Genomic DNA, 24,073 nt, shown 5'->3' on the forward strand with positions numbered 1-24,073 from the left:
AAAAACATTCTCAAAATGCTCATTTACTACATGTAAACTGCGCTTTTCGAATACGTCTGTCTTGTTACCACCCATCTAATTCCAGCTTGCAACAGCCCCTTTCAAGGCTTAAACATAGCTACTGTAACACTGTTATTGGCTAAAATTATAGTTGAAGAATATACATTTGTGGAAGTTTATATGATAATTCTCTTAGGCAAGTTTATTTTGAAGAAATTAGGACTCTATATGCTAAAAACTAAAAGCTTAACTCCGTTACAAAACGATATTATCATAAATAAAGCTACAGAAAAGCCTTTTACTGGTAGGTATAATGAACTAGATTGTGAAGGAACTTATATTTGTAGGAATTGTGCTACACCATTGTTTAAATCAGATAGTAAGTTTATATCAAGTTGTGGCTGGCCTAGTTATGATATTCATATCGCTGATAATGTAAAGCAACTACCCGATAGAGATGGTCGTAGAATAGAGATCTTATGTAATAGTTGTGACGGACATTTAGGACATATTTTCCATGGTGAAGGCTATACTCAACTAAATACTCGATACTGTGTAAACTCAGCGTCTGTGGATTTTATACCGTTTAGAGGTTTTGGTGAAACAGAAGAAATCATATTAGCAGCAGGGTGCTTTTGGGGTGTGGAATATTACTTAAAAAAATTAGATGGAATACTCCTTGCGGAATCTGGCTATTGTGGTGGTGATCAGCCATATCCTAATTATAAAAGAGTTTGTGATGGTGATACAGGATATCTAGAAGTAGTCAGAGTTATATTTGATAAGGATAAATTGTCTCTAGAGGATGTTTTAAAATATTTCTTTGAAATACATGATTTTGAACAAGTAGATGGCCAAGGTCCAGATATAGGACAGCAATACAAATCTGCAATTTTCTATTATACTGATGAACAAAGACAACTAGCCACAAACCTAAAGAAAACGCTAAATGATAAAGGCTACAATGTAGCTACTGAAGTTATAGAAGCAAAACCTTTTTATATTGCTGAAGATTACCATCTGGATTATTACTTTAAAAAAGGCTCTTTACCGTATTGTCATACTCATAAGAAAATATTTTAACCTTTTGGAAACAATCTATTTTTTATTCCTAAAAATAGAACTAAAGATAGGATTATAAATCCTAATTGTTGGACTGGTATCTCTACCATAAGCTCTGAGATGGAGTAAAAACTAAGTATAAACCCACCAATACCAGCTATAGCGAATTTGGTTAATCTATTTATAGCGTTACCAGCAGCAAAGCCTTCTTTGAGTAAGTCTATAATTTTTGAAGTCAATGTAATATTTACCAAAGCAAAGCAAGCTGTAGCAAGAGTATTTAATAATACAAAAACGTAGATGTTATTAAATATATAAGAGCATATTAGATTAATTATTATAACAACTGTAGATATAACATAACCTGAAAAAATAATGTTATTTTGATTATATGGAGTTATATTTTTCTTTATATAGTAGCTTGCAAAGACTATACCCAAAATATTAGTCGCAAATAAAATGCAGTATTGCAAATATCCTAAATTAAAATATTCTATAATAAGGTTTGATGAAGCATTTATAAAGCTAAATAGTGCTCCAAAGCATAGTCCAGCACCAATAGCGCCTAAAATAAAAGGAACATTTTTAGTATGCTTTATATACACGTAAAAGCTTTGTAATAAACTTGATGATCTTTTATGTAACTTGTGAGTCTCTGGCATTATAAATGTTAATATTAATAATACTATCCCATATAGGGTTAAAAAATGAAATATATTTTGCCATCGACCAGTTGTATAAATTATTAAACTACCAATTATTGGTGATATTATAGGGGCAATCATAAATACCATAATCATAGTTGCCATCATTTTGATTAATTTTTGCCCGCGGTAGCAGTCTTTTAATATAGCCATAGAAGCTACAGCAGCAGGGGAGTCACCAAGACCTTGGATAAATCTCATAAAAGTTAAAGTTTCAAAGTCTGAGCTTAATGAACATAAGATAGTACTAATTGTATATATTAACATACCTAAAATAAGTATTTTTTTGCGGCCATATCTGTCTGATAATGCTCCCCATATCAACATACCTATACCAAAACCTACAAGATATGTAGATACTGTAATAGTCATCTTGCTTACATCTACATTTAAGAATTCACTTATGTTACCAAAAGCAGGAATATAGGTGTCAATAGCAAAAGGAGGCAAAGCAACGAAGATAACTATAAAAAATATTAAATATTTACTACCTTTTCTAAGTTTCATACTGATAGGGGGAATTATTGTAATTTCGATAAACTATTTTAACAGATAATACTTATCAAAATTAAAAATTATAGGAAATAAAGAAAAGTTAAGCTTTAGCTTTTGCGATAGCTGCTTCAATATTAGGATATTCAGTGTAACCACCGATTATAGTAGTATTGCTACCATCAGCTTTTTCAGCAGGTGCAATAACTAGGAAAGGTGTGCCTTGGATTTCTAAGTCTTTAAAGCCCATTTCCAAAGTATCTTGTAGATGCTCAGAAATTTTATTATTTTTAATTACTTGTTTAACTTTAGTTATATCAGCACCAGCACTTTTTGCTACATTATCAATAGTTGAATTTTTAAGTTTACCTTCATCTTCACCAGTAGCAAATATACCATTATGGTACTTAACGTAAGCCTTAGCACCATAAATTTTGTATATAGCAGTGCCTACTTCAGCAGCATATTCAGAAGCAGGGGCTCTTTGGCCAAAGATAGGAAATTCTACAAATGCAACTTGTACATCTTTATGATTTACTATTGCTTTTTCAATTTCTGGTGCAACCTTCGAACAATACATACATTGATAATCAAAGAACTCATAGATAACTACAGCAGGATCTTTTATATCTGTTTTAGGTGTTAAATCCGAGTTGTATATACTATCTTTGACCTTTAAGAAGTTAGTAACTTGTTCAGCACTCATTTTTTGCATTAAACTATCACGTAGCTCTTTCATGCTCTTATCAATAGTTTCTTGAGAAATGGCAGGCTTCTTACCATTAATAGCATCTTCAAAGCCAGCTATAACTTTATCAGAATTAAAGCCGTAATCTTTTAGATTAGGATCTTGAGTAATGTGCGAACCCATACCGTACCCAATTGTGTAGCTAGCATCTGATTTAACGTTATCCACGTTAGATTCATTTGCAGTAGGTGTACTTATAGCTACAGAAGATGTAGTTTCATCATTATTATCGCTACTTCCAGAGCATGCTACTAGACTAGTAGTTATGATTGCAATTGCTAACGCTTTTAAAAGTTTTTTCTTAGTCATTATATTTTTACTCCTTAACCAAAATGGTTACTTAGTTTGACTTGCTACTTGTTCAGCTGAAGCTGTACCTGCTAATTGTGTTTTCCCAGATTGTGCTTGTACTACATTATTACTTGCTTGAGTAGGTTTATCATTAGTTACTTCTTGCTTTTGGGTTTCAACAGCTGCCTTTTGTTTAGCTATAGCTTGTTTTTGAAATTCAACCATTGCATTTTGCATTTGTTCAGGAGTTAATCTAGCATCCTTACCTAGAATACCATCTTTTAGACCATTTACTATCTGTTCGTTATCAGCGGCGATATTACTTTGAGCCATTTGTGTTTGAAGAGTTTTACCCATAGAGTAACCTACAGAATAACTAATATCATCTTTGCTGTCTGCAGCAAAACTACTACCTACTAGGGCACCTGCTAATAGTGGAGCTATAATTAGAGCTTTAGTTAATTTCATTATTTATTTTCTCCTATTGTTTGAAAGTATCATCTTAAATAATTCTAACAAAGAATATATAAATCACAATAGTTAATCTAGAGTAATAGTATTAAAAAACATTCGCGGTCATTAAATTTTTATTTTGTTTATTTATGAAACAATGGTTTTATTATATTAATTTTTCTATATTTTATTTTAAAATAATTAAATTTATTATATATTATAGTATATATTTAGTTTCGTATTTAATATTGAAATGTATTTAAATACTAGCTTATATAATTAAAATTAATTAAACAATATAATTTAGAAGGTTAAACATATGTATAAAAGATATTTAAGAACAGTACTGTTACTACTACCAGCACTTGGGTTTTCTAGTGATTTTAAAGATATTTCTACAGAAATTAGTGTGAAATTAAAAACTATTACACATACTGATGATATACAGCAGAACATGAGAAATTATATAAGTTCATTGAGCAGCTATAGTCCTGTTAATGAGTCCAAAAAAAAATTTAAAGATAAATTGGTCAAGTATTATGAAATAGCAAAACCATTAAAGACCATCATTAAAGATAAAGAAAATATATACGATTGCTTTGCTCCTGAACAACAGCCTGCTTTAATTGGCCTTAGCAATGATAAAGTAAAAGGGGTTCTAGATTATTTTAAAGCGCATACAGTTAAAGATAGCGATAGCTTCGATAATTTACCTCCTTTGAGTGAATCTTTACTCCGTCAATGTGAAGGTTTATATATAAAAAAACGTCCCACTGTTAAAAGTATAGAGCAGGATTTCAATTTATATACCAAACAAAATGCTGGTTATGGTAATACTAATGCTTATTATGGTTATTTACAAGGTTACTGGCGAGAAAACATTTGGTTTGATTTTGATTATGTATATGCTACTTTTTTTGATCTTTTAGAATTTAATCCAAAATTAGTAAATACCGACAAGTCTGGACATAGTTTAAACCAATTATGGTTGACAACCCAGTGGCCTGAAATAACAAAATCATTTGAAACAGGTATAATTAAGTTTTTTTCTAATGAATGTCCTTGGCATTTTTTTACATTCTCCACAACCGATGATTACAATGATGAGGATGGTAGTGATTATTACAATGAGTATGGTGGGTTTATTATAAACAAAGATGTTACTCCTAACGTTAGTATAGATTTATGTTATGCTACAAAAACAAACATAGGTGGTTACCTTTTAATGTTCCATAACGAAACTATAAAAACTGTAAATAAAGAGTTTGACGGCGTTGGTTTATATTTATACGAATTAGATAAGAATAAAACTCCTCCACCTAAAGAAGTAATTGAGAATCCTAGTGATTACCCAGAAAAAATTAAACTATTAGGGATATATCTTGGTCGAAATATGAAAGGTTATTCTGCATTTAACGCCGGTGCTGAAATTGCTATATTAAAAGGTAAAGCCTCATTTGCTGGTAAAATGGGAAGAGCTGGAGTTGGTGATTATAATGAAACTCTAGATTTTAATAATGGGATACAATGTAATTCGTGCGATCAAGGACAGTCTCAGATCATTAGAGAAAATAATACTAATATGGCAAAGTTTTCAGGTACAAAATCAGCATAATAGCGAAACTTAAGTTAACGATTATTTGACCAATATAAGGCAGGCTCTTTGCTTATTTATAGCCCAATCGATATGCTCCAATATTAGAAAATTATCTAAATATTCGGCTCTTTTATTTTCTAAAGCTAATAAATTTTCGTGTTTATATGGTGAATTACCTATGGCTATAGAAACATTTCTTATCCAAGCATCATAACCAATTCTACGAATAGCTGAACCTTGTGTATATTTATCAAAGTCTTCTTTAGACCATGAAAAAAGCTCTAGTAAAGGTCTATTTACTAAAAAATCTCTTTGTTGAAAATCTTGTTCAGTCGTCACAGGTGCTTGATTATTAAAAGGACAGACTAACTGACAATCATCACAACCATAAATTCTAGTACCTATTTTATCTCTAAACTCTAGAGGTATAGCCTCCTTATTTTCTATAGTTAGATAAGATATACATTTACGTGAGTCGATCATTTTATTGGGCAAAATTGCGCCAGTCGGACAAAGCTTAATGCATGCTTGACACTTTCCACATTCATTTAATTTAAGATCTGTATTTGGTAACTTGGATAAATCTAAATTACTATATATAACTCCAATAAAGAAAAAAGATCCTTGTTCTTTGTTCATCAGCATTGAGTTTTTACCAATCCAGCCAAGACCTGCTTTTTCAGCTAATGGCTTTTCTAATACTGGTGCACTATCTGTAAATACTCTAAATTGGTGATCGCTTGTAATTTTATCTATATATTCTCCTAGTTTTTGTAGCTTTTTTTTCATTACCTTATGGTAATCTCTACCATGAGCATATATAGAAACTTCAGCTATTTCGGAAGGTGCTCTTAGACGCTTTACTTCAGTCTTTGTGGAAATAGGGCGATTAAGATAATTAAGGGTAGCTACTATAACACTATTTGTACCAGGAACTAGTTGATCAGGAACAAAACGTTTTTGACCATGCTTAACCATATAATCAAGCTCAGCATGGTAGCCATTTTCTATCCATTTATTATAGTAAGGGATGTATTCTGATAAATCACAATCAGCTTTTGATAATGATGATAAGCCTAACTCATTTACAGCATAATTTTTAACTTTTTGCCATTGCTTTAAAGTTAGTTCTAGTTTCATAATTACATAATTAGCTATCTTTGCGTTTAATATCCCAAAGTTTTTCTAAAGCATAAAGCTCTCTTGTTTCCTCAAGCATTATATGAGTAACTATATCGCCAATATCAACTAATACCCAGTCAGCTTTATTATTACCTTCTATGCCTAGTATAGAAATCGAGTTTTCTTTAAGCTCTTGCTCTAAGTGTTTAGCTAATGCTCTGGCATGTGTAGTTGACGAGGCAGTACAGATAACAATTTTATCCATTATATCAGTTAAATGCTCAACATCTATAGTTTGGATATTTATGCCTTTTAAATCATCTAAAGCTTCTATAGTTATATCTAGTCTTTGGTTTGTAGTCATAAAAAATAATATTGTATAATTTAAAGCTAAGATTATAACATAACTTACTGTAAATAGTGGTATCATGACAGTACTAAACAATAGGAGAGACTCAAATGAATAAAAAAAGCTTATTTGTATTTTTTTCATTAGTAATATTGATCGCTGTAGCCTTATTATTATTCTACAAATTTTCTATTTGGTATGAGCAAGCATTAGGATCTATCTTCTCGTATATAGTTATGGTCAGTTTTGTTTTACTTATTTTTAGTCCATTTAGGTTTATTAAAGATAATAAAGCTAATATTAGTGTTAGCAGCTATATTAAATACCTTGGGTACACACTTTTGTATATAGCTAAATTTATAGCTAGTATTGTAAAACAAATAGTACTCACTGTTTTATATATAGTTTCTAAACTTTTCTCTACAAAAAATAAAGAACCTTCTTAAAAAAACTTTAAATGCAATATACATCTGAGCAACAAAAAATTATACAGCATGACATAGTTAGTCATGCATTAGTTTCAGCAGTAGCAGGAAGTGGTAAGACTCAAACACTTATAGCAAGAATAGAGTATTTATTAGCTAAGGGCATTCCAGCAAATAAAATACTTGTTCTTATGTATAATAAATCAGCACAATTAGATTTTGCAAACAGATTAAAAAAAGTTTTATCAGCTGAGAAATCAAAGTATATAAATGTACGTACTATGCATTCTTTAGGTAATAGCTTTTTACAAGCTTTTGCTAAAGCAGGATATATTGAATTTAATAAAATTCTCAAAGATTATGAGGTTGACAGTATTTTATTAAATTTAATTAAAACCTACCAGAAGGAATTTAAAATTATTAAAGAGATAGATAGTGATAGGGTAGAAGCTTTTAAAGAATATATTTCTATTTTAAAATCTGATCTTTGCTTAGATAATAAAAAACTAAAAAGTTTAAACTCTAAAGAAAAGAAACTTTTGGATAAAATATTTGTTGAATTTAACAAGCAATGTGAAAAGTTAAAAGCTATTACATACGACGATATGATTTACCTTCCAGCAAAATTTTTTGAGAAAGATAAAGCAAATATCTCACGAGCTAATAATTTATATTCACATATCATTATAGATGAATACCAAGATATAAACCCAATACAGCAATTTTTTTTAAAGTGTCTAGTAGGCGATAATACCTACATCATGGCAGTAGGGGATGTGGATCAAACTATATATCAATGGCGTGGATCAACTCCATATTATATGTTAGAGGGCTTCAAAAAGGACTTTAAAAAAGTCAAACAATATCAACTTTCATATACGTTTCGCTATGGTGATTTAATATCACTTATGGCTAATAACATTATAGCGAATAATAAAAAACGTCACGATAACCTATGTATTACTTATCCAAAGTTAGATAGAACTACAAATATTAGTATTCTAGATAATAGTGATAAAGCTGTGTTAAAACTAAAAGCTCTAATTGAACTAGGAATCAACGCAAGTGACATCGCTATATTAGTTAGAAAATATAATTCAACAACCGTTTTTGAATTAAGTTGTTTATATAATGATTTGCCATATCATGTGGTTGCTGATAAGGACATTTTTAGCGAAAATATATTTAAAGCTATTTATGGCTATCTAATGCTTTTAAGCAAAGGCTATGGCTTTGAAAAACATACTATAGATCAACGTATAGAATTTATAAAGGCTATGCTTGACTATCCATCTTTATACCTTAAAAAAGAGCAAAAACAAGCTTTAGCTGTAAAAATTGCTAAAAATATCGATCAAGCTACAAGTTTAATTATAGAGTTAAGTAAAAATGTTGATAAACCTTTTAAAGAAAAAAATATCCTTGCTGTGGCACACTGTTGGCGAACTATTTTCAATAATACACGTGCAAAAAGACCAGGTAAAGCCATAGACTTCATATTTGAAACGTTAGAAATAGAAAAGCTTATATCTAAAGTCTCGGCAGAGACATATTCTAGTAGGTCAAAACTTCAGATAATTGAAGGAATATCTAGCTTTGCTAAAAGTAACAAAGAAACTCTTAATGTATTTATAGACCTTTTATATGAACTATATCTAAAATCTACTCAACAAGGACTTAATGTTACTAATCCTAATCAGGTTCAAATAATGTCTATGCATAAAGCAAAGGGTTTAGAGTGGGATTACGTAGTTATCCATGATGCTACAGAAGGGAGTTTTTTTGGTGAAAATAATTCAAAAATATCAGAAGAGATTTTAGAAGAAGAACGCAGGCTTTTTTATGTAGCTATCACAAGAGTAAAAAAACACCTTTTTGTAGTAACAGCAGATGATATTGATAGGCTTTCTGAATGGTATAAAATAAAAAATAACACATATCCAAAAGACTTAAAGTGTAAAAATAGCCTTCGATTTTTATATGAAAGCAATTTAATTGAATGTGAGAATTATTTAAGTAGTTTAAATCAACTAAAAAAAGAGGATATAAAGAATAGTATTTTTAAGAAGTATCATCTGGGTAGAGGCATGTTGGCCGAATTCTAGTAGAGTACAAAGCCTAATTTTGCTAAACTATAGTTTCAGTTTGTAAATAGAAACCATCATCGACAACAGTCACTTATTTAGTTAAATAATAATTTTTCATTTATTTGGAAAATTAATTGTAAGCATAATTGGTAAAATATAGTGGTTTTTGACAAAACTTACGTTATGATTTTTCACTAACTTCTATATGCTTCATCCCAATTACCGGTTAAACCAGCTACTTCATATTCTGTTACACGATTTTCAAAGAAATTGGTATGATCAGCACCATTTAGAATCCACTCTAACCAAGTTAGAGGATTTTTTTCTATATTATATATTTCTTTAAGTCCTAATTGCGTAAGGCGTCTATCTGTAATATGGCGGATATACATTTTTACCTCTTCGGCATTTAGTCCTTCAATAGTTCCTAACTCATATGCTAAGTCAATAAATTTATCTTCTAACTCTACGGCTTTACTAGCCATTAGGTAGATTTCTTTTTTAAAGTCGTTATCAACAATATAAGGATTTTCTTGGCAATAAATTCTAAATAAAGCGGCATTACCCTCTACATGCATAGACTCATCGCGTATCGACCATTCAACTACTTTACCCATACCTTTCATTTTCCCAAAGCGCTGGAAATTTAGTAGCATAGCAAAAGAAGCAAACAAAGCAACCCCTTCATTAAACACGGTTTTAGCTAAACATAATCCTAAACCGCGACGGGTAGAGGGATTAGCATCCATCATAAAGTCAATTTTATCTGTCATTGCTTTATACTCTAAAAAAGCATGATACTCTGAATCAGGTAACCCTAAAGTATCATTAAGTAAGGCATATGCTCTTTGGTGGATACCTTCTCTAGCCGCAAAGGAGCCTAGCATATTTCTAACCTCATTATTTTTAAATGCTGGTATAAACTGATCATAATAGTTTTGACCAACTGCAACGTCTGACTGAGTGAAAAGTCTTAGAATATTTGTAATATATTCTTTTTCTACTTTTGAGATTTTGCCATTTTTCCAGTCTGTAACATCCTCTGACAAGTCAATTTCATCTTCGATCCAGTGAGCTTTCTCGTGTTTAACTGTTAGATCAACAGCCCAAGGGTAGCTAAAAGGTTTGTATGTCTTTGAGAAAGTTGTAAGCGAAGATCCTTTAACCCTTGCGATTACCTCGCCAGCTCGAGTCATTAGATTATCATAACCACCAATGTGGACATCACCTACAAAAATTTGTGGAACAGTTCTAACATGCTCTTCTACTAATAAGATATTCTTATTTACTTCATCATAGAATTTGGCTCTTTCATTATCATTGTCAAGGGTAATTTGTGTAAATGGAATATCATTAGCACCAAGCCAGCTTTTTGCTAAATCACAGAAAGGACAATTAGTTTTTGTATATATTTTTACTTCCACGTTATTACCTATTTTTTACCTAGAATCTTACTTTCATTAGCCTGTAAATCCGTAAAACCACCAATATGCTCATTATCTATAAAAATCTGGGGCACTGTTCTAACATGTGATTTTACCTTACCGCTTTGATTCATTTTATCATAAAAATTATTACGTTCTTGGTTATTATCAAGAACAGTTTCTTCATAACTAATACCATTTTGATCAAACCATTGTTTTGCTCCAGTACAAAATGGACAACCAGTTTTAGTATATATTTTAACTTTCATAGTTTTATCCTTCACATGCGATACATTCACTTTCAGACTGTTTTACTTCTGAAAACTCTACAAGCCTTTGTTTTTCTACTTTTTTAGAAATATTTTCAGCTCTATTTGATGTCTCTGTTCTTAAATAATATAAACCTTTACAACCATATTTCCAAGCATTAAAGTGCACTTTATGTAAATATGCCCGAGATGCTCCAGCAGGAAAAAACACATTTAAAGATTGACCTTGACATAGATATTTTTGACGTGCACCACCTAAGTACACTAGCCAGTCTTGATCCATCTCGATAGCAGTTTTAAATACCTCTTTTATTTCTTTGCTTAAGAAATCTAGTTGTTGCACAGAACCGCCATTAGTTATAATTTCTGACCAAACTTCTTCTGTATTTTTGTTTAGTTTCTCTAGTTCTTGCTCCAAATATTTATTTTTATTTAAATGGGAGCCTACTCTTGTTCTAGATGTAAAAGCATTAGCTTTCCAAGGTTCTATACTAGGGGAAGTATTTAGTATTAAGGAGCTATTAGCATTAGGAGCAATAGCAAGTAAATGAGCGTTTCTACGCTCAGTTCCTATCATGTCAGGAGCTTCACCTTTTTCTCTACCTAACTCTAAAGTTTCCTCAATAGCTTGTTGTTTTATCCTTTTAAAAATTTCTTCATTTATTTTTTCAGCTTCTTTGGATTCAAATGGTACTCTATGCAGTTGTAAATAAGAGTGAAAGCCCATAGCTCCAAGCCCTAGACTTCTTTCACGAGAAGCGCTATATCTAGCTTTAGCTATTTCATCACCAGCGTGATCTATGAAAAACTGTAAAACATTATCTAAAAATCTAATTAGATCTTTGATTAGAGTAGTGTCTTTCCATTCATCATATTTTTCCAAATTCACAGAAGATAGACAACAAACTGCTGTACGTTTTTCGTCTGTTACAAGGTGAATTTCATTACATAAGTTTGAACCTTTAATAGTTAGTCCAAGCTCTTTTTGAGCTTTTGGTAATGCTCTATTAGCAGTATCAATAAAGTTTAAATACGGTTCACCAGTACGGTAACGAGTTTCTAATATAGTTTCCCAAAGCTTGCGGGCTTTGATTATATCTCTAACTGATCTATCATCAGGGTCAACTAGTTTCCAGTTATCATTATTAGCAACTGCTTGCATAAATTCATCAGTTAGGTTTACAGCATGGTGTAAGTTTAGACACTTTCTATTTACGTCACCGGTAGGTACACGAATACTTAAGAACTCAATTATATCAGGGTGAGATATATCCATATATGCTGCATAGGAACCTTTACGAGTTTTACCTTGACGATATGCAACCATATCAGCATCTACAGTATGCATGAAAGGAATAGGTCCAGGAGCCTTATCAGAAACTGACCTAACTCTTGACCAGTGACCGCCAACGCCACCACCTTTTACAGATAACCATCTTAATTCAGATGAATGCTCTATTAACCCTTCTAAGGAATCTGGCACATAAGATAAAAAACAACTAATAGGTAAAGATTTGACTTTAGCCCCAGGAAGTGGAGCATTTGATAATACAGGGGAAGCAAACATAAACCAACCGTTGGATGCAGCATTATATATACGTTGTGCTAAGTTGGTATCACCAAAAGAGTACGCTATAGCAGCCCTAGCAAAAGCATACTGGGGAGATGGTTCATTCTCTAAGCAATAATAATTAGTAAGTAGCTGTTGAGCTTGTAGAGAAAGCTCTTGGTCTTTTGAGACATCTATATGTATGCCTAGATAATTTTCTTTAGCCATAATAAACCTTATTAATAAACTAACAAATAAATTAAAACTATACTAAATAAGTATAATTGATATTTTATTATTAGAATTCTACCAACTTTTTAGGATTTTAAAATAGCAAAAAAGGAAATATTATCCTTGACATTACTAGAGGTGTTTTAAGAGCTAGATAATATAAAGGGTTAAGAAGATTAGTAAAAAATTATTTAGCTAGAATAGTTGTTGCTGCTTTATTTAAATCTTTAACAGCATCTATTGAAACTTGTAAATTTTTTCTTTCTTCATCTGAAATTTCTACTTCTATAGCTCTAACACCATTTGCTGAAATTTCAGTGGGAACACCCACAAATAAGTCTTCTTTAAGACCATACATACCAGCTTTTACTTTAGTTGCACATGGTAGAATCATTTTTTTATCTCTTAAGTAGCTTTCTGCCATTTGGATGCCAGCAGCAGCTGGAGCGTAGTATGCTGAACCTGTTTTTAGTAAAGCAACAATTTCACCACCGCCATTTCTAGTTCTTGCAACTATAGCATCTAGTCTTTCTTGGGTAAGTTTACCTTCTTGTACTAGACGCTCAAGTGAAACACCAGCTACATTAGACATCTTTGTAAGAGGAACCATAGTATCGCCATGCCCACCCATTACGTAAGCTTGAACTTGTTGAACAGATACATTTAGCTCTTCTGCTAAGAAAGTTCTAAATCTAGCAGAGTCTAGTACGCCAGCCATGCCTACTATTTTGTTATCTGGAATACCAGAAAATTTTTGTAGCATATTAACCATAATATCTAAAGGATTTGTAATACAGATCACAAACGCGTTAGGACAGTTATGTTTGATACCTTCGCCAACAGCTTGCATAACTTTTATGTTTATGCCAAGAAGATCATCACGAGACATACCAGGCTTTCTTGGCACGCCTGCAGTTACTATAACTACATCAGAGTTTTCTAAATCTCTATAATCATTTGTTCCTTTAACCTTAAAGTCTACTCCCTCAATGGGGCACGTTTGTGCTAGATCTAGAGCTTTACCTTGAGGCATACCTTCAGCAATATCAAATAAAACAACATCACCAAGTTGTTTGATAAGTGCCAAGTGAGCTAAAGTTCCACCAATATGACCTGCACCAATAAGAGCAATTTTCTTTCTAGACATTAAATCTCCTTTATATATTTTAGTTAAATAAAACAAACAGATTATAACATAATACGTTGTTAAGTTAACAAATTAAAGTTTTGCTAAAATTCGTATTTACAAGTATAATTATAGGCATATAATGTGTACCTTAGAGTAAAGAGTGATCTTACTAAAGCATGTTAAAAAAATACATAAATAATATAGGGTTTTGTCTGGGTCTAATCGGCTTAGCACTGTTTGTGTTTGGGCTAGCTGAGAAAGGTATTTTTGAGAAAAATGTGGTGATACTGTATGCCACACTTTTGTTGTTTGTGGCAGCGTTGATTCAAAAGGAGCAGTTTTTTACAGGTTTGGAAGGTATCGCACTTGTAATAAGTGCAATAGTGGTTTTTTATCAAGCTCCACAGGTTTATAATTTAACTGTTTTTGTTGGTTTGATTTTTGTGTTTGCTATTTGGTATTTTGCTAGGCATAAACTAAATTTTGCTAGAATTTGTGCATTTATTGGTTTAGTTTGCTTATGTTTGGGGATCGTACTAGCCAGAAATGAATTTATGGTAATTTGCGGTATATTCTTGTCTGTTTATGCAGTTTTTTCTATACGACAAGGTTTTACTGTGAGCTGGATTTTTTTAGCACTAAACATATTATTTGCCTTAGTTGCAATAATTTCTTTGTATGGACTTTATTAGCAAAATATAATTTCAAAAGGAATTTATATTTTATGAGAAAATTATCGTTTTTAGATAGGGTTATAGAAGAGCTTGATAGCTACGCAAAATTTACAAAGGCTAAAGTTAGCCCTACTAGGAAGTCTCCTAGTAAAAACATATATGATCAACAGTTAACCCAAGCAGAAAAAAAACATTCAGCAGGTCTAATGAGAGTTGACTACACCGGAGAGATATGTGCTCAAGGCTTATATCGTGGGCAAGCTGCAGTAGCTAAATCAGTAGAAACAAAGACCTATTTATATCAAGCTGCTGATGAAGAGTATGATCATTTAGCTTGGTGTGGCGAGAGATTACAGGAGTTAGATGCAAAACCAAGTTTATTAAATCCTTTTTGGTATTGGGCATCATTTGGTATAGGAGCTACAGCTGGAGCTATAAGTGATAGTTTAAGCTATGGTTTTGTAGTAGAAACAGAAAAACAAGTAATGAAACATTTAGATTCACATCTAAAAAATTTACCCGTAAATGATAATCGTTCTAGAGAGATCTTAAAACAGATGTATCTTGACGAGGCACAACATGCTGTAGAGGCGGAGAAAGCAGGGGGAAAGAAACTTCCTAAACCTGTCAGAATTATAATGAAACTCCAGTCAAAAGTTATGACAACCTTGGCTTATAGGTTTTAAAGTTAATATTTTAAAATTGGGATTTATGAGGTGTAACTATTAAAATCATCACCAACTATCTCCTTAATTACAATACCAGCTATAGTTAGTCCAAATAAAGATGGCATATAACTAAGAGTTCCATTAGTCGCTCTAGATCGACCTTGTTGGTTTGGTTGAGGTTCTTTAGGAGGTAGTGGAGCTATACCTTTTTCAGTAGAATATATAGTCTTTATACCTTTTTTGACTTTTTGTTTTTTTAGACGTGTTCTCATGGCACGAGCCAGAGCACAAACATCAGTTTTATAAACATCAGCAACCTTTATTTGCGTAGGGTCTGTTTTGCCCCCAGCACCCATGCTTGAGATCGTTTTTATTCCTAATTCATGTGATGCTTTTACTAAATTAACTTTAGCATTTAGAGTATCTATTGCATCTATTACATAATCATATTTTTCAGCAGTAAGTAGACTATATGTATTTTCAGAATTAATAAAAGTCTGCATGGCGTTGACTTGACATTTAGGATTTATATCTAAAATTCTGTCATTCATAACCTCAACTTTAGGCTTACCAACTGTACTATGTAAAGCAATAAGTTGGCGATTGATATTAGATGGGTCTACTATATCCATATCAATTATTGTTAATTTTCCGACACCGGCTCTAGCGAGTGCTTCAATAACAAAAGATCCTACGCCACCACATCCTGCTACAAAGATATTTGCAGTTTCTAGTTTTTCTAAACCTTTCGAGTTAACTAATATTCCAGTTCTTTCTGTAATTGCTTGTATCATAATTATATGTAAACCTTATTTAAGTCATCTATATATTTGTATGCAAAAAGATTGGCATAAACCTCACCAGTTATGTGATCAACCTTACCCATGCTTAAGGCATCAGGTAGCCAATCTATACTTTTGGTTACTATTTTATCATTATCTAGGACAAAGCCATCCACTATAGCGTTAGATTTTGCCATGAAACTGTCGTAGTTAAGAGGCGTCACAATAGAATCTTCTTTTAAGCTAAATATGAAGATTGGTGTTCTAGTCCTGGTTCCAAAATCAACTATGTCAGCATTCTGTAATGTTTGTAAAAATTCACGGTCATGAAAAATTTTTTCACTTAACAGATTAAGCATGGAGTTATTGCCTGTTGGTATACTATAATGTGAAGCAGACTCTTGATTCGGAAATTTTTTATATACAGAACTACTAAAAACAGCTTCAGCTAAGACTGTATTTGGTAGATCTTTTTGGTTAAATACATTTGCAAGTGTGTAGTGCTTACCGTCTATATCACATTTAGATTGAGCAAATGTTGAACATTTCATGTTAAAAAATTCTTTGTCAATGTCTTTAATGTTAATAGTTTTATCAGTGTTACTATAATTTAAATAGCTCATTAAAGTATTTGCTACTAATGCTGGTTTTAGCATAGAGGTTATGATTTTACTATAGAGTTTGTATGCTTTTGAATCATTGTTATCTACCATAAAACGTAGGGTAGTATTACTGATATCATATGCTCCACTTAAACCAACCGCAGCTCTATACCTGTATAACTTCTCAAGTTTGCTAACACCATCGCAATTATATGTAGATTCGAAGCATTTTGCTGTCCAGATGGAATATGGAGCGCCTTCAGAGTAGCCAACAGAAAATAGATTTAATCTTTTTGTATTACTTAGTTTGTATTTTTCCTTAATTACATTAGAGATATCATTAAGTAGATCTATAGCTGTATTTACAGTTTGCTGAGGGTATAGAACATATGGATGATAATTTTTATAATCATCTCCTTGACCTATATAATCAGGAGCTACAACTATATAGCCATTAGCAGCGTAAAGAGCAGCATAAATAGTATTAAGCATTAGGCTAGTTTTATTATTTTTATCTAAGTTTGATGGAACTCCACTATTATCAAATACAGTAGGGTGATAGTATAGAACTACACCTTTCGGTTTTTCTGTATCTGGTAGTATGAGTAATCCAGAAACTTTAGAAGTAATTTTTCCACTAGCTGGAAAGGTGTTTGTAGTTTTATACGAAATTTTATTAAGCTGAAGAGTTTTTATATCTTGCGAGTTAAGATGATCTATATCCACATCTAATTCCTGCATATTTTTTATATTTTTATCACAATCTTGTTTGGATAAATCTTTATTGCAGAAATATTTTGTTTTATAAGTGTTACTTACATCATCAACTTTCCAAATTTCAGACTTAACTATTTCAGAGTATCCAAAAGAGGATACTAAACTTAAAAAAAATACTATTTTTTTATTCATATTAAGTTAGTTGTCGATCATATTATATGGTCTACATTTTAGCAGTAAGTTTTAAAGAAATCTTTAAGTATATTAGAGTAAATAAAGTTGACATAAGAATAATTAATAAGCAAAATTATTAGCGTTAAATCAACAACCTTTTAAAATAAACATAAACCAATAAATGGAGAATGTAATTATGGTATTAGTAGGCAAAAAAGCACCAGTTTTTAACGCACCAGCAGTATTAAGAAACGGTGAGATTGTAGATAACTATGATTTTGCAAAAGAGATCCACGGTAAATATGCTGTAGTGGTATTTTACCCTTTGGATTTTACATTTGTTTGCCCATCTGAGTTAATAGCTTTAGATAAAAGAACAGCTAAACTAAAAGAGCTAGGTGTGGAAGTTGTTTCTGTATCTATAGACTCTCATTTTACGCATAATGCTTGGAGAAACACACCTATCAATGAGGGTGGTATTGGACCAGTTAGTTATACTATGGTTGCTGATATTAATCAAAAAATCGTAAAAGATTATGATGTTCAAGCTGAAGGTGGTATGGCTTTTAGAGGTACTTTCTTGATTGATAAACAAGGTGTAGTACGTCATCAAGTTGTTAATGACCTTCCATTAGGTAGAAATATGGATGAGGTTATAAGGATGGTTGAAGCTTTGCAATTTCATGAGCAATATGGTGAAGTATGTCCAGCTGGTTGGAATAAGGGCGACCAAGGCATGAAGGCTTCTCCAAAAGGTGTTGCTGAATACTTAGTAGATCATGTTGATGATCTATAGTCTAAATATTTATTCTATTTTTTTATAAAAAATTTATTTATATTTGTATTTCTAAATAATAAAATGCTAAAAATATTCTAGTAAGCTGTATAGATGAAAAAATTATTTTTAATTATAGGTATGCTAGTATTTAGCAGCCTTGTTTATGCAGCTAATAATCCTTCTGATAATAATCAAAAATCGCAACTTACAGAAGATCAGTCATCAATCGAAAATAAATCTGTAATAGATGTAATCGAGCAGCAAGAGGGAGAAGCCTTTGTTCCAACTACTAGCGTTGATATAGGTAAAACTATATTAGATTACACACGCCTTAATACGATCAAGCTCCCATATTATCAAGCTATAGATAATAATGTAATATTTTCACAAGCAATGATGAATACTCAGCAAGAAACTGCTGATCCTTTGTTTATAATGCTATCTCGCCAAAATGGTCTTTTAAAAGATGATTATCTTTATGCTGGGGGAACAGCTTCATTTTTGCCTATGTGGGGTAGAAATAACACTAGCAATCAAAATTCAACTTCTATAAATAATTATAATTTTGAGTATTATATGTTAAGTACTCTAGGTGATTGGACTTCTGTTTTTGCGTCTGTAAACGTTTATACTGATAATGGTGATTGGAATGTAAATCCTGGTGGCATTTATTTTCTTTTAGGAGATTTAAAGCGTTTACCAGTATTTACATATGCTGCACTTTCTACGGTTAATTTTGGTAATTTTGATGAAACTACTAACTTTATACCAACACTTACTAGGATATACTTTATGCAGTCTGGTGGTAATGTGAACTTATCGTATAATAATGATGGTTTGCAGGCAAACGTAGTGTTTTTAGCGCCTTCTCAGAATCAATTTTTGCAAGTTGCAAATGCCTATAATGGTAATGCAAAACTTGGTTTTTCTGTAAATATGAAATATACATATGACTTAAATACAGTAGGTGATTACTGGTATTTTGGCTCAGCTTACTCAAATGTCTCAGGTTTTACAAATAAAAACAATGACAACGTTGGGGTTGTAGATTTTAACTTTGGAGTTAGTGTTAGTGACTTAGAATTTATGAGTGAATTTATTTTTACCGATAAAGGAGTAGATAAAACTACTAATGTTTCTGGATCTTTTAACTTAAAAGAAGGATTTTATACCTCATTATTTCCAAATTTAAATACAAATAACTTTTTATCATCTGGTGGACAAGTATATTCATGGTCATCACAGTTAAATTACACTACAAGATTTTACAATAAAGACCTAGTACCATATGTCAGTTATTCTCAACTACAGCAATCTAGTACTAACTATGCAGCTATTATAGATACAGGATTTAGATATAATACCTTTGCAGATGCTTGGCTTGGTTTTAGTTATAGTTATATTAATGCCCAAGCAAATAAGTCTTTTCAACAAGATAACTTACTCTCACTGTATTTAAGGATTTTTATATAAAAAGATATAGTTGCTTTTGTGTTAGAATAGTTTTTATGTAAATTATTAAGGTTGTAAAAATATGCAAGATTTATCGCAATGTCCTAAATGTCAGTCACAGTACGTTTATCAAAATAACGATCTATTAATTTGTCCAGAGTGTGGTCATGAGTGGAAGTTGGATGAAGTTAAAAATGAGGATGATAAACTTATAGTCAAAGATTCAAATGGTAATTTATTACAAGATGGTGATACTGTTACAGTTATTAAAGACCTTAAGCTAAAAGGTTCTTCGCAAGTTATAAAAGTTGGTACAAAAGTCAAAGGTATCCGCTTAGTTGAGGGTGATCATGATATTGATTGTAAAGTTGAGGGTATTGGAGCTATGAAACTAAAATCACAGTTTGTTAAGAAAGTTTAGAACCACTTAGCTATTAGTTGCAATGTATTTAAATAATTTCTTTGAACTATATACTACATTTATAGCTATCTGTTGATATAATTTCATTATAGTTATATTTTTGTTGTTATCAAATGTCTAGACAAATCTTTATAGATACTGAAACTACTGGTTTTGATTTTAAAATTGGTAATAGAATTGTTGAGTTTGGAGCTGTAGAAGTTATTGATAGAAAGATAACTGGCAATACTTTACACTTTTATTGTAATCCAAATTTTGAAGTTGAGGCAGGAGCGTTAGCTATACATGGTTTAACAAATGAATTTTTAGCAGATAAACCAACTTTTGAAGAAAAAGCTGATGATATGATAGAGTTTCTTAGAGATGCTGAAATTATAATCCACAATGCAGCTTTTGACGTACCATTTATTAATTGGGAGCTTAATTTATTAAAAAACAACAAGTATGGAAAACTTGAGGATCATGTTGCTAACATTGTAGATAGCTTAGAAGTTGCTAGGAAAAAACATCCTTTGCAAAAAAATAATCTAGATGCCTTATGTAAACGTTATGCTATTAGAAATGATCATAGAACATTTCACGGAGCTTTACTGGATAGTGAGCTCTTAGCAGATGTGTACCTTGCTATGACAGGAGGGCAAACTAAATTGTCATTACAAACTTCTAAATCTGTAACTAAAGATAGTGCAGATGTAGATTTTGAAAGACTAAATTTACGTCAAGCAAGTGTTAGTAATCTTGCAGAACATGATAAATATCTTCAGGAAATACTCAAACTAGAAGAAGAAATTAGATGGTAAAAAGACCTAAATTTACAGAAGCTGATAAAAATACTCTTGTATTAGTTGGAAAAGACTTCTTTCAAAGAGATGTATATTTAGAAAAAAATACTTATAAAGCTTGGTTAGCTTTATATGCTGCTGCTAAGTCTGATAGTATAGAACTTTTTATTGTATCTGGGTTTAGAAGTTATGATTATCAACAAAAGATTATTGATAGAAAATTAGCCAATGGTCAAACATTGGAGCAAATTAGCAAAGTAAATGCTTTAGTGGGAGAAAGTGAGCATCATACAGGTAAAGCTATAGATTTGACAACCTTAGGTGAAAAAGAAGTTTTAACTGAGGAGTTTGAAAATACCGAAGCTTTTTATTGGCTAGAGGAAAACGCTTCAAAATATGGTTTTATAATGAGTTTTCCTAGAGATAATAAATACGGCTTTATTTATGAGCCATGGCACTGGTGTTATAAAGATGAAAAATTTAAATAAATTATTTTTGATTTGCTGTTTATGTTTATTAGGTAGCTGCAGTAGTGCTTATAAAGATGCTAAAGATGACCTTACCAAAGTAGAATTTGAATCTGGTAACTACCCTAAATTATTTTTTTCTGTACGTGAGAAGTTAGCACAGGTAAATTTAAGCTCAGCTATTGAGAGTAATAATCATATTGGAAATATAGAGCAACTTAAAAATTTAAATAGCTTAGAATCTGGAAGATTATTACAACTAAATGATCAGTATCAAATTTCTATAGATGAGTATAGTAAAGCTTTAAGCACTGTGGCGACATCTAAAGATGAGGCTATAAAACAAGCAAGAGCAATATTGTTAAATAAAAATACCTATAATTACTATGATACTGATAATGCGTATATAATTCCTGATTACGCTATAAATTTCTTGTATATATATCAAGCTTTAAACTATTTAAAGCAAAGTGATCCAACTTCTGCTCTTAAATCATTACAGCAGTTGGATAATGCTAAATTTTGGACTCTCCAACAAGATGGTATAGCTAAAGGTATGGCTAAACTAGCACAAAAACAGCTTAAAACAGATGCTGTTAATATGGAAAATTTAGGCGTTAAAAATTTCGAAGCTTTAGAAAATATGACTAATTTTTCTGACAAGATTCCAAATTCATATGGCAATCCTATGGGATATTACTTAAATGCTATCTTAGAAAGTTCTATGTCTAAAGATTATAATGCAGCTTTAACAAGTTTAATAAAAGCTCAACAATATACAGTTGGAAATCATTACCTTGACCAAACAGTACAAGAATTCTATTCTGCAATAGAAAGCCAAACATCACCATTTCCAATGGGTATGGGTCGGATAGTTGTTTTTTATGAGCAGGGGTTAGTAAACACTAGAGATTCCATAAAAGCACCTTTAAATATTGGCAATATTGGAGTTAGGAAATTTCAATTACCTGTTTACAATACACAGTACCAATTTTTTGAGCCTAAAAAGGTTATAATTTCAGATAATGATAGAGAATTAGTCAATACTTATACCGAAACACTATTAGATGGTACTTTATTTGCTATAAAATCTTTAGTGGCTGAATATCCTAAGATAATTATGCAAAATACAGTCATTGAGATTTTAAAGTACAATTATGATAAAAATTTTGCCTTAGGTGGGTTGCTAGGAAGTAAGTTGAAATTTGATTTATCAAAAACAGAACCAAAAGAAGCTGATTTAAGAAGTTGGCTACTGCTGCCAAATAGCGTGGATTTGTTTGAACAACAGATAGATAGTGGAACTTATACTATCCAAATAAATAATATACGTCAAAAAATATCAGTCCAGCAAGGTAAAACAACTTTGTTATGGGTTGTCGATATAGGTAGCTTTAAAAAAGTTTTTTATTTTATTGTTTGATTTTCTAGCCGTAATCATATTTACTCCCTATGGGCTAAATGATATAACTTAATTAGGATATTCATAATAATACACAAGGAAGTATCTTATGGAAAAAGTTTTAATTTTAGGAGCTGGCCGTGTAGGCTCTTTGGCGTCATGCTTGCTTGTAGACAGTGGTGAATATATTGTCCATTTAGTTGATAAGGTTATACCTGAAGATAACCCAACTTTGGAAAAAAATAATACAAATCTTAAATACGTTGAACTAGATGTAACTAATACAGAAAAATTAGAAAATTATGCTAAAGATAATAGTTTTGATGCGATAGTTTCTTGTTTACCGTTTTATTTTAATAAAGGCATAGCAAGCTTAGCAGCTAAGTTAGACCTTAACTACTTTGATTTAACAGAAGATGTTGAAACAACAAAATATATTAAAGAATTAGCAGCTACATCAAATAGTTTTTTTGCCCCTCAATGTGGTTTAGCACCAGGATTTATTAGTATTGTAACTAATAATCTTTTGGGTGAATTTGAGCAGGTTGACACAGTGCGTATGCGTGTAGGAGCTTTACCTCTTAATGTCTCAAACACACTTCAATATGGTTTAACGTGGTCTACAGAAGGTTTGGTAAATGAGTACGCTAAGCCTTGTGAAGCAGTAGTAGGAGGGCAAAAGAGGATTCTAGCGCCATTAGCTGATATTGAAGAGATTAAGATTGATGGCTTAACTTACGAAGCTTTTAATACTTCAGGTGGAGTTGGCTCGATGATTGAGACCTATAAAGATAAAGTCAAAAATATGAATTATAAAAGTATTCGTCACCCTGGGCATTGCGAAAAAATGAGATTTTTAATGCAAGATATGAAGCTTGGTGATGATTTGGATCTAATGGTTAAAATTATGGATAATGCTATCCCACGTATTAACCAAGACATAGTATTAATATACGTTTCAGTAGACGGGATCCGTAAAGGTCTTAAATCTGAGCGTCATTTTGCTCAAAAATATCCATCCAAAGTTATATTTAAAAAGCGTTTTTCAGCTTTACAATTAACTACAGCAACAAGCCTTTGCGTGACTATAGATATCATGCTAAATAAACCGCAAAAAGCTTCTGGTTTTATTAATCAAGAGTCTATTTGCTTAAAAGATTTTTATAATAATAAGTTTGGAGATTACTATAAAAACTCTGGTTTTTTGATACAAGCCGAATAG

At 31.5% G+C, this 24,073-nt stretch carries 23 protein-coding genes and 1 pseudogene; 13 read left to right on the forward strand and 11 right to left on the reverse strand.

From position 1 onward, the window contains the following. The first annotated feature begins 228 nt into the window (after positions 1 to 228). Positions 229 to 1,083, forward strand: coding sequence for a bifunctional methionine sulfoxide reductase B/A protein (locus FRA_RS03375; protein WP_035719050.1), 855 nt, complete (start codon positions 229 to 231; stop codon positions 1,081 to 1,083). Here FRA_RS03375 and FRA_RS03380 read toward each other — a convergent pair. From FRA_RS03380 to FRA_RS03390, 3 genes and pseudogenes are all read right to left on the reverse strand, one after another. After that, positions 1,080 to 2,273 carry a multidrug effflux MFS transporter gene (locus FRA_RS03380; RefSeq protein WP_035718883.1) on the reverse strand — a complete coding sequence of 398 codons (1,194 nt, stop codon included), beginning with the start codon at positions 2,271 to 2,273 and terminating at the stop codon, positions 1,080 to 1,082. The genes FRA_RS03375 and FRA_RS03380 overlap by 4 nt on opposite strands. A 91-nt stretch (positions 2,274 to 2,364) precedes the next feature. Beyond that, positions 2,365 to 3,315: pseudogene (locus tag FRA_RS03385) on the reverse strand (DsbA family protein); the annotation flags it as partial. Positions 3,316 to 3,342: 27 nt separating this feature from the next. Further along, positions 3,343 to 3,765, reverse strand: a complete 423-nt coding sequence (locus FRA_RS03390; RefSeq protein WP_081835913.1) for an FKBP-type peptidyl-prolyl cis-trans isomerase N-terminal domain-containing protein — start codon at positions 3,763 to 3,765, stop codon at positions 3,343 to 3,345. Between the two features lie 304 nt (positions 3,766 to 4,069). Here FRA_RS03390 and FRA_RS03395 point away from each other — a divergent pair, with 304 nt between their 5' ends. Then, positions 4,070 to 5,365: a hypothetical protein gene (locus FRA_RS03395; protein ID WP_035718884.1), complete on the forward strand. Its 1,296-nt coding sequence runs from the start codon at positions 4,070 to 4,072 to the stop codon at positions 5,363 to 5,365. A gap of 21 nt (positions 5,366 to 5,386) precedes the next feature. On the opposite strand, the gene queG is transcribed toward FRA_RS03395, so the two are convergent. Next, positions 5,387 to 6,487, reverse strand: a complete 1,101-nt coding sequence (gene queG, locus FRA_RS03400) for a tRNA epoxyqueuosine(34) reductase QueG (protein WP_035718886.1) — start codon at positions 6,485 to 6,487, stop codon at positions 5,387 to 5,389. Between the two features lie 10 nt (positions 6,488 to 6,497). Then, a complete protein-coding gene (rsfS, locus tag FRA_RS03405; RefSeq protein WP_035719055.1) occupies positions 6,498 to 6,833 on the reverse strand; it encodes a ribosome silencing factor in 336 nt (111 codons plus the stop codon). 95 nt (positions 6,834 to 6,928) lie between these two features. On the opposite strand from rsfS, the gene FRA_RS03410 reads away from it, so the two are divergent. Further along, on the forward strand, positions 6,929 to 7,264 hold the full coding sequence (locus FRA_RS03410; protein WP_035718888.1) for a hypothetical protein: 336 nt from the start codon (positions 6,929 to 6,931) through the stop codon (positions 7,262 to 7,264). 11 nt (positions 7,265 to 7,275) lie between these two features. Next, positions 7,276 to 9,348 carry an ATP-dependent helicase gene (locus FRA_RS03415; RefSeq protein WP_035718890.1) on the forward strand — a complete coding sequence of 691 codons (2,073 nt, stop codon included), beginning with the start codon at positions 7,276 to 7,278 and terminating at the stop codon, positions 9,346 to 9,348. Between the two features lie 176 nt (positions 9,349 to 9,524). Here FRA_RS03415 and FRA_RS03420 read toward each other — a convergent pair whose 3' ends face one another. The 4 genes from FRA_RS03420 to mdh form a co-directional block, all read right to left on the reverse strand. Beyond that, a complete protein-coding gene (locus FRA_RS03420; RefSeq protein ID WP_035718892.1) occupies positions 9,525 to 10,754 on the reverse strand; it encodes a ribonucleotide-diphosphate reductase subunit beta in 1,230 nt (409 codons plus the stop codon). Positions 10,755 to 10,762: 8 nt separating this feature from the next. Next, on the reverse strand, positions 10,763 to 11,023 hold the full coding sequence (locus FRA_RS03425; RefSeq protein WP_035718894.1) for a glutaredoxin: 261 nt from the start codon (positions 11,021 to 11,023) through the stop codon (positions 10,763 to 10,765). 4 nt (positions 11,024 to 11,027) lie between these two features. Further along, entirely contained in the window at positions 11,028 to 12,800 is a 1,773-nt protein-coding gene (locus FRA_RS03430) for a ribonucleoside-diphosphate reductase subunit alpha (RefSeq protein WP_035718895.1), read from the reverse strand. A gap of 190 nt (positions 12,801 to 12,990) precedes the next feature. Next, complete coding sequence (mdh, locus tag FRA_RS03435) at positions 12,991 to 13,950, reverse strand: malate dehydrogenase (RefSeq protein ID WP_035718897.1); 960 nt, start codon at positions 13,948 to 13,950, stop codon at positions 12,991 to 12,993. Between the two features lie 158 nt (positions 13,951 to 14,108). Here mdh and FRA_RS03440 point away from each other — a divergent pair, with 158 nt between their 5' ends. Together FRA_RS03440 and coq7 are read left to right on the forward strand one after the other, a co-directional pair. Next, positions 14,109 to 14,624: a hypothetical protein gene (locus FRA_RS03440; protein ID WP_035718899.1), complete on the forward strand. Its 516-nt coding sequence runs from the start codon at positions 14,109 to 14,111 to the stop codon at positions 14,622 to 14,624. A 32-nt stretch (positions 14,625 to 14,656) separates the two neighbouring features. Continuing rightward, a complete protein-coding gene (gene coq7, locus FRA_RS03445) occupies positions 14,657 to 15,292 on the forward strand; it encodes a 2-polyprenyl-3-methyl-6-methoxy-1,4-benzoquinone monooxygenase (RefSeq protein WP_035718901.1) in 636 nt (211 codons plus the stop codon). Between the two features lie 23 nt (positions 15,293 to 15,315). On the opposite strand, the gene FRA_RS03450 is transcribed toward coq7, so the two are convergent. Both FRA_RS03450 and FRA_RS03455 read right to left on the reverse strand, forming a co-directional pair. Continuing rightward, positions 15,316 to 16,068 (reverse strand): tRNA threonylcarbamoyladenosine dehydratase, encoded by a 753-nt coding sequence (locus FRA_RS03450; protein ID WP_035718904.1) that lies wholly within the window; start codon positions 16,066 to 16,068, stop codon positions 15,316 to 15,318. Positions 16,069 to 16,070: 2 nt separating this feature from the next. Continuing rightward, positions 16,071 to 17,567: an alpha/beta hydrolase family protein gene (locus FRA_RS03455; protein WP_035718908.1), complete on the reverse strand. Its 1,497-nt coding sequence runs from the start codon at positions 17,565 to 17,567 to the stop codon at positions 16,071 to 16,073. A gap of 178 nt (positions 17,568 to 17,745) precedes the next feature. Here FRA_RS03455 and FRA_RS03460 point away from each other — a divergent pair, with 178 nt between their 5' ends. From FRA_RS03460 to FRA_RS03490, 7 genes are all read left to right on the forward strand, one after another. Continuing rightward, a complete protein-coding gene (locus tag FRA_RS03460) occupies positions 17,746 to 18,345 on the forward strand; it encodes a peroxiredoxin (protein WP_035718910.1) in 600 nt (199 codons plus the stop codon). A 93-nt stretch (positions 18,346 to 18,438) separates the two neighbouring features. After that, positions 18,439 to 19,800 (forward strand): hypothetical protein, encoded by a 1,362-nt coding sequence (locus FRA_RS03465; protein WP_035718912.1) that lies wholly within the window; start codon positions 18,439 to 18,441, stop codon positions 19,798 to 19,800. A gap of 61 nt (positions 19,801 to 19,861) precedes the next feature. Beyond that, complete coding sequence (locus FRA_RS03470; protein ID WP_035718914.1) at positions 19,862 to 20,200, forward strand: zinc ribbon domain-containing protein YjdM; 339 nt, start codon at positions 19,862 to 19,864, stop codon at positions 20,198 to 20,200. A gap of 113 nt (positions 20,201 to 20,313) precedes the next feature. Next, positions 20,314 to 21,000 (forward strand): DNA polymerase III subunit epsilon, encoded by a 687-nt coding sequence (gene dnaQ, locus FRA_RS03475; RefSeq protein WP_035718916.1) that lies wholly within the window; start codon positions 20,314 to 20,316, stop codon positions 20,998 to 21,000. Then, positions 20,994 to 21,470, forward strand: coding sequence for a M15 family metallopeptidase (locus FRA_RS03480; protein ID WP_035718919.1), 477 nt, complete (start codon positions 20,994 to 20,996; stop codon positions 21,468 to 21,470). The genes dnaQ and FRA_RS03480 overlap by 7 nt, the downstream gene beginning before the upstream one ends. Then, entirely contained in the window at positions 21,454 to 22,872 is a 1,419-nt protein-coding gene (locus FRA_RS03485) for a COG3014 family protein (protein ID WP_081835914.1), read from the forward strand. The genes FRA_RS03480 and FRA_RS03485 overlap by 17 nt, the downstream gene beginning before the upstream one ends. Positions 22,873 to 22,960: 88 nt before the next feature. Next, entirely contained in the window at positions 22,961 to 24,073 is a 1,113-nt protein-coding gene (locus FRA_RS03490; protein WP_035718921.1) for a saccharopine dehydrogenase family protein, read from the forward strand.

Source organism: Allofrancisella heilbronnii, assembly GCF_000710735.2.
Lineage (GTDB): Bacteria > Pseudomonadota > Gammaproteobacteria > Francisellales > Francisellaceae > Francisella > Francisella frigidaquae.

Coding starts and splice junctions, on each gene's coding strand:
- FRA_RS03375 (WP_035719050.1), top strand. CDS start 229: ATGCTAAAAACTAAAAGCTTAACTCCGTTACAAAACGATATTATCATA.
- FRA_RS03380 (WP_035718883.1), bottom strand. CDS start 2,273: ATGAAACTTAGAAAAGGTAGTAAATATTTAATATTTTTTATAGTTATC.
- FRA_RS03390 (WP_081835913.1), bottom strand. CDS start 3,765: ATGAAATTAACTAAAGCTCTAATTATAGCTCCACTATTAGCAGGTGCC.
- FRA_RS03395 (WP_035718884.1), top strand. CDS start 4,070: ATGTATAAAAGATATTTAAGAACAGTACTGTTACTACTACCAGCACTT.
- queG (WP_035718886.1), bottom strand. CDS start 6,487: ATGAAACTAGAACTAACTTTAAAGCAATGGCAAAAAGTTAAAAATTAT.
- rsfS (WP_035719055.1), bottom strand. CDS start 6,833: ATGACTACAAACCAAAGACTAGATATAACTATAGAAGCTTTAGATGAT.
- FRA_RS03410 (WP_035718888.1), top strand. CDS start 6,929: ATGAATAAAAAAAGCTTATTTGTATTTTTTTCATTAGTAATATTGATC.
- FRA_RS03415 (WP_035718890.1), top strand. CDS start 7,276: ATGCAATATACATCTGAGCAACAAAAAATTATACAGCATGACATAGTT.
- FRA_RS03425 (WP_035718894.1), bottom strand. CDS start 11,023: ATGAAAGTTAAAATATATACTAAAACTGGTTGTCCATTTTGTACTGGA.
- FRA_RS03430 (WP_035718895.1), bottom strand. CDS start 12,800: ATGGCTAAAGAAAATTATCTAGGCATACATATAGATGTCTCAAAAGAC.
- mdh (WP_035718897.1), bottom strand. CDS start 13,950: ATGTCTAGAAAGAAAATTGCTCTTATTGGTGCAGGTCATATTGGTGGA.
- FRA_RS03440 (WP_035718899.1), top strand. CDS start 14,109: ATGTTAAAAAAATACATAAATAATATAGGGTTTTGTCTGGGTCTAATC.
- coq7 (WP_035718901.1), top strand. CDS start 14,657: ATGAGAAAATTATCGTTTTTAGATAGGGTTATAGAAGAGCTTGATAGC.
- FRA_RS03450 (WP_035718904.1), bottom strand. CDS start 16,068: ATGATACAAGCAATTACAGAAAGAACTGGAATATTAGTTAACTCGAAA.
- FRA_RS03455 (WP_035718908.1), bottom strand. CDS start 17,567: ATGAATAAAAAAATAGTATTTTTTTTAAGTTTAGTATCCTCTTTTGGA.
- FRA_RS03460 (WP_035718910.1), top strand. CDS start 17,746: ATGGTATTAGTAGGCAAAAAAGCACCAGTTTTTAACGCACCAGCAGTA.
- FRA_RS03465 (WP_035718912.1), top strand. CDS start 18,439: ATGAAAAAATTATTTTTAATTATAGGTATGCTAGTATTTAGCAGCCTT.
- FRA_RS03470 (WP_035718914.1), top strand. CDS start 19,862: ATGCAAGATTTATCGCAATGTCCTAAATGTCAGTCACAGTACGTTTAT.
- dnaQ (WP_035718916.1), top strand. CDS start 20,314: ATGTCTAGACAAATCTTTATAGATACTGAAACTACTGGTTTTGATTTT.
- FRA_RS03480 (WP_035718919.1), top strand. CDS start 20,994: ATGGTAAAAAGACCTAAATTTACAGAAGCTGATAAAAATACTCTTGTA.
- FRA_RS03485 (WP_081835914.1), top strand. CDS start 21,454: ATGAAAAATTTAAATAAATTATTTTTGATTTGCTGTTTATGTTTATTA.
- FRA_RS03490 (WP_035718921.1), top strand. CDS start 22,961: ATGGAAAAAGTTTTAATTTTAGGAGCTGGCCGTGTAGGCTCTTTGGCG.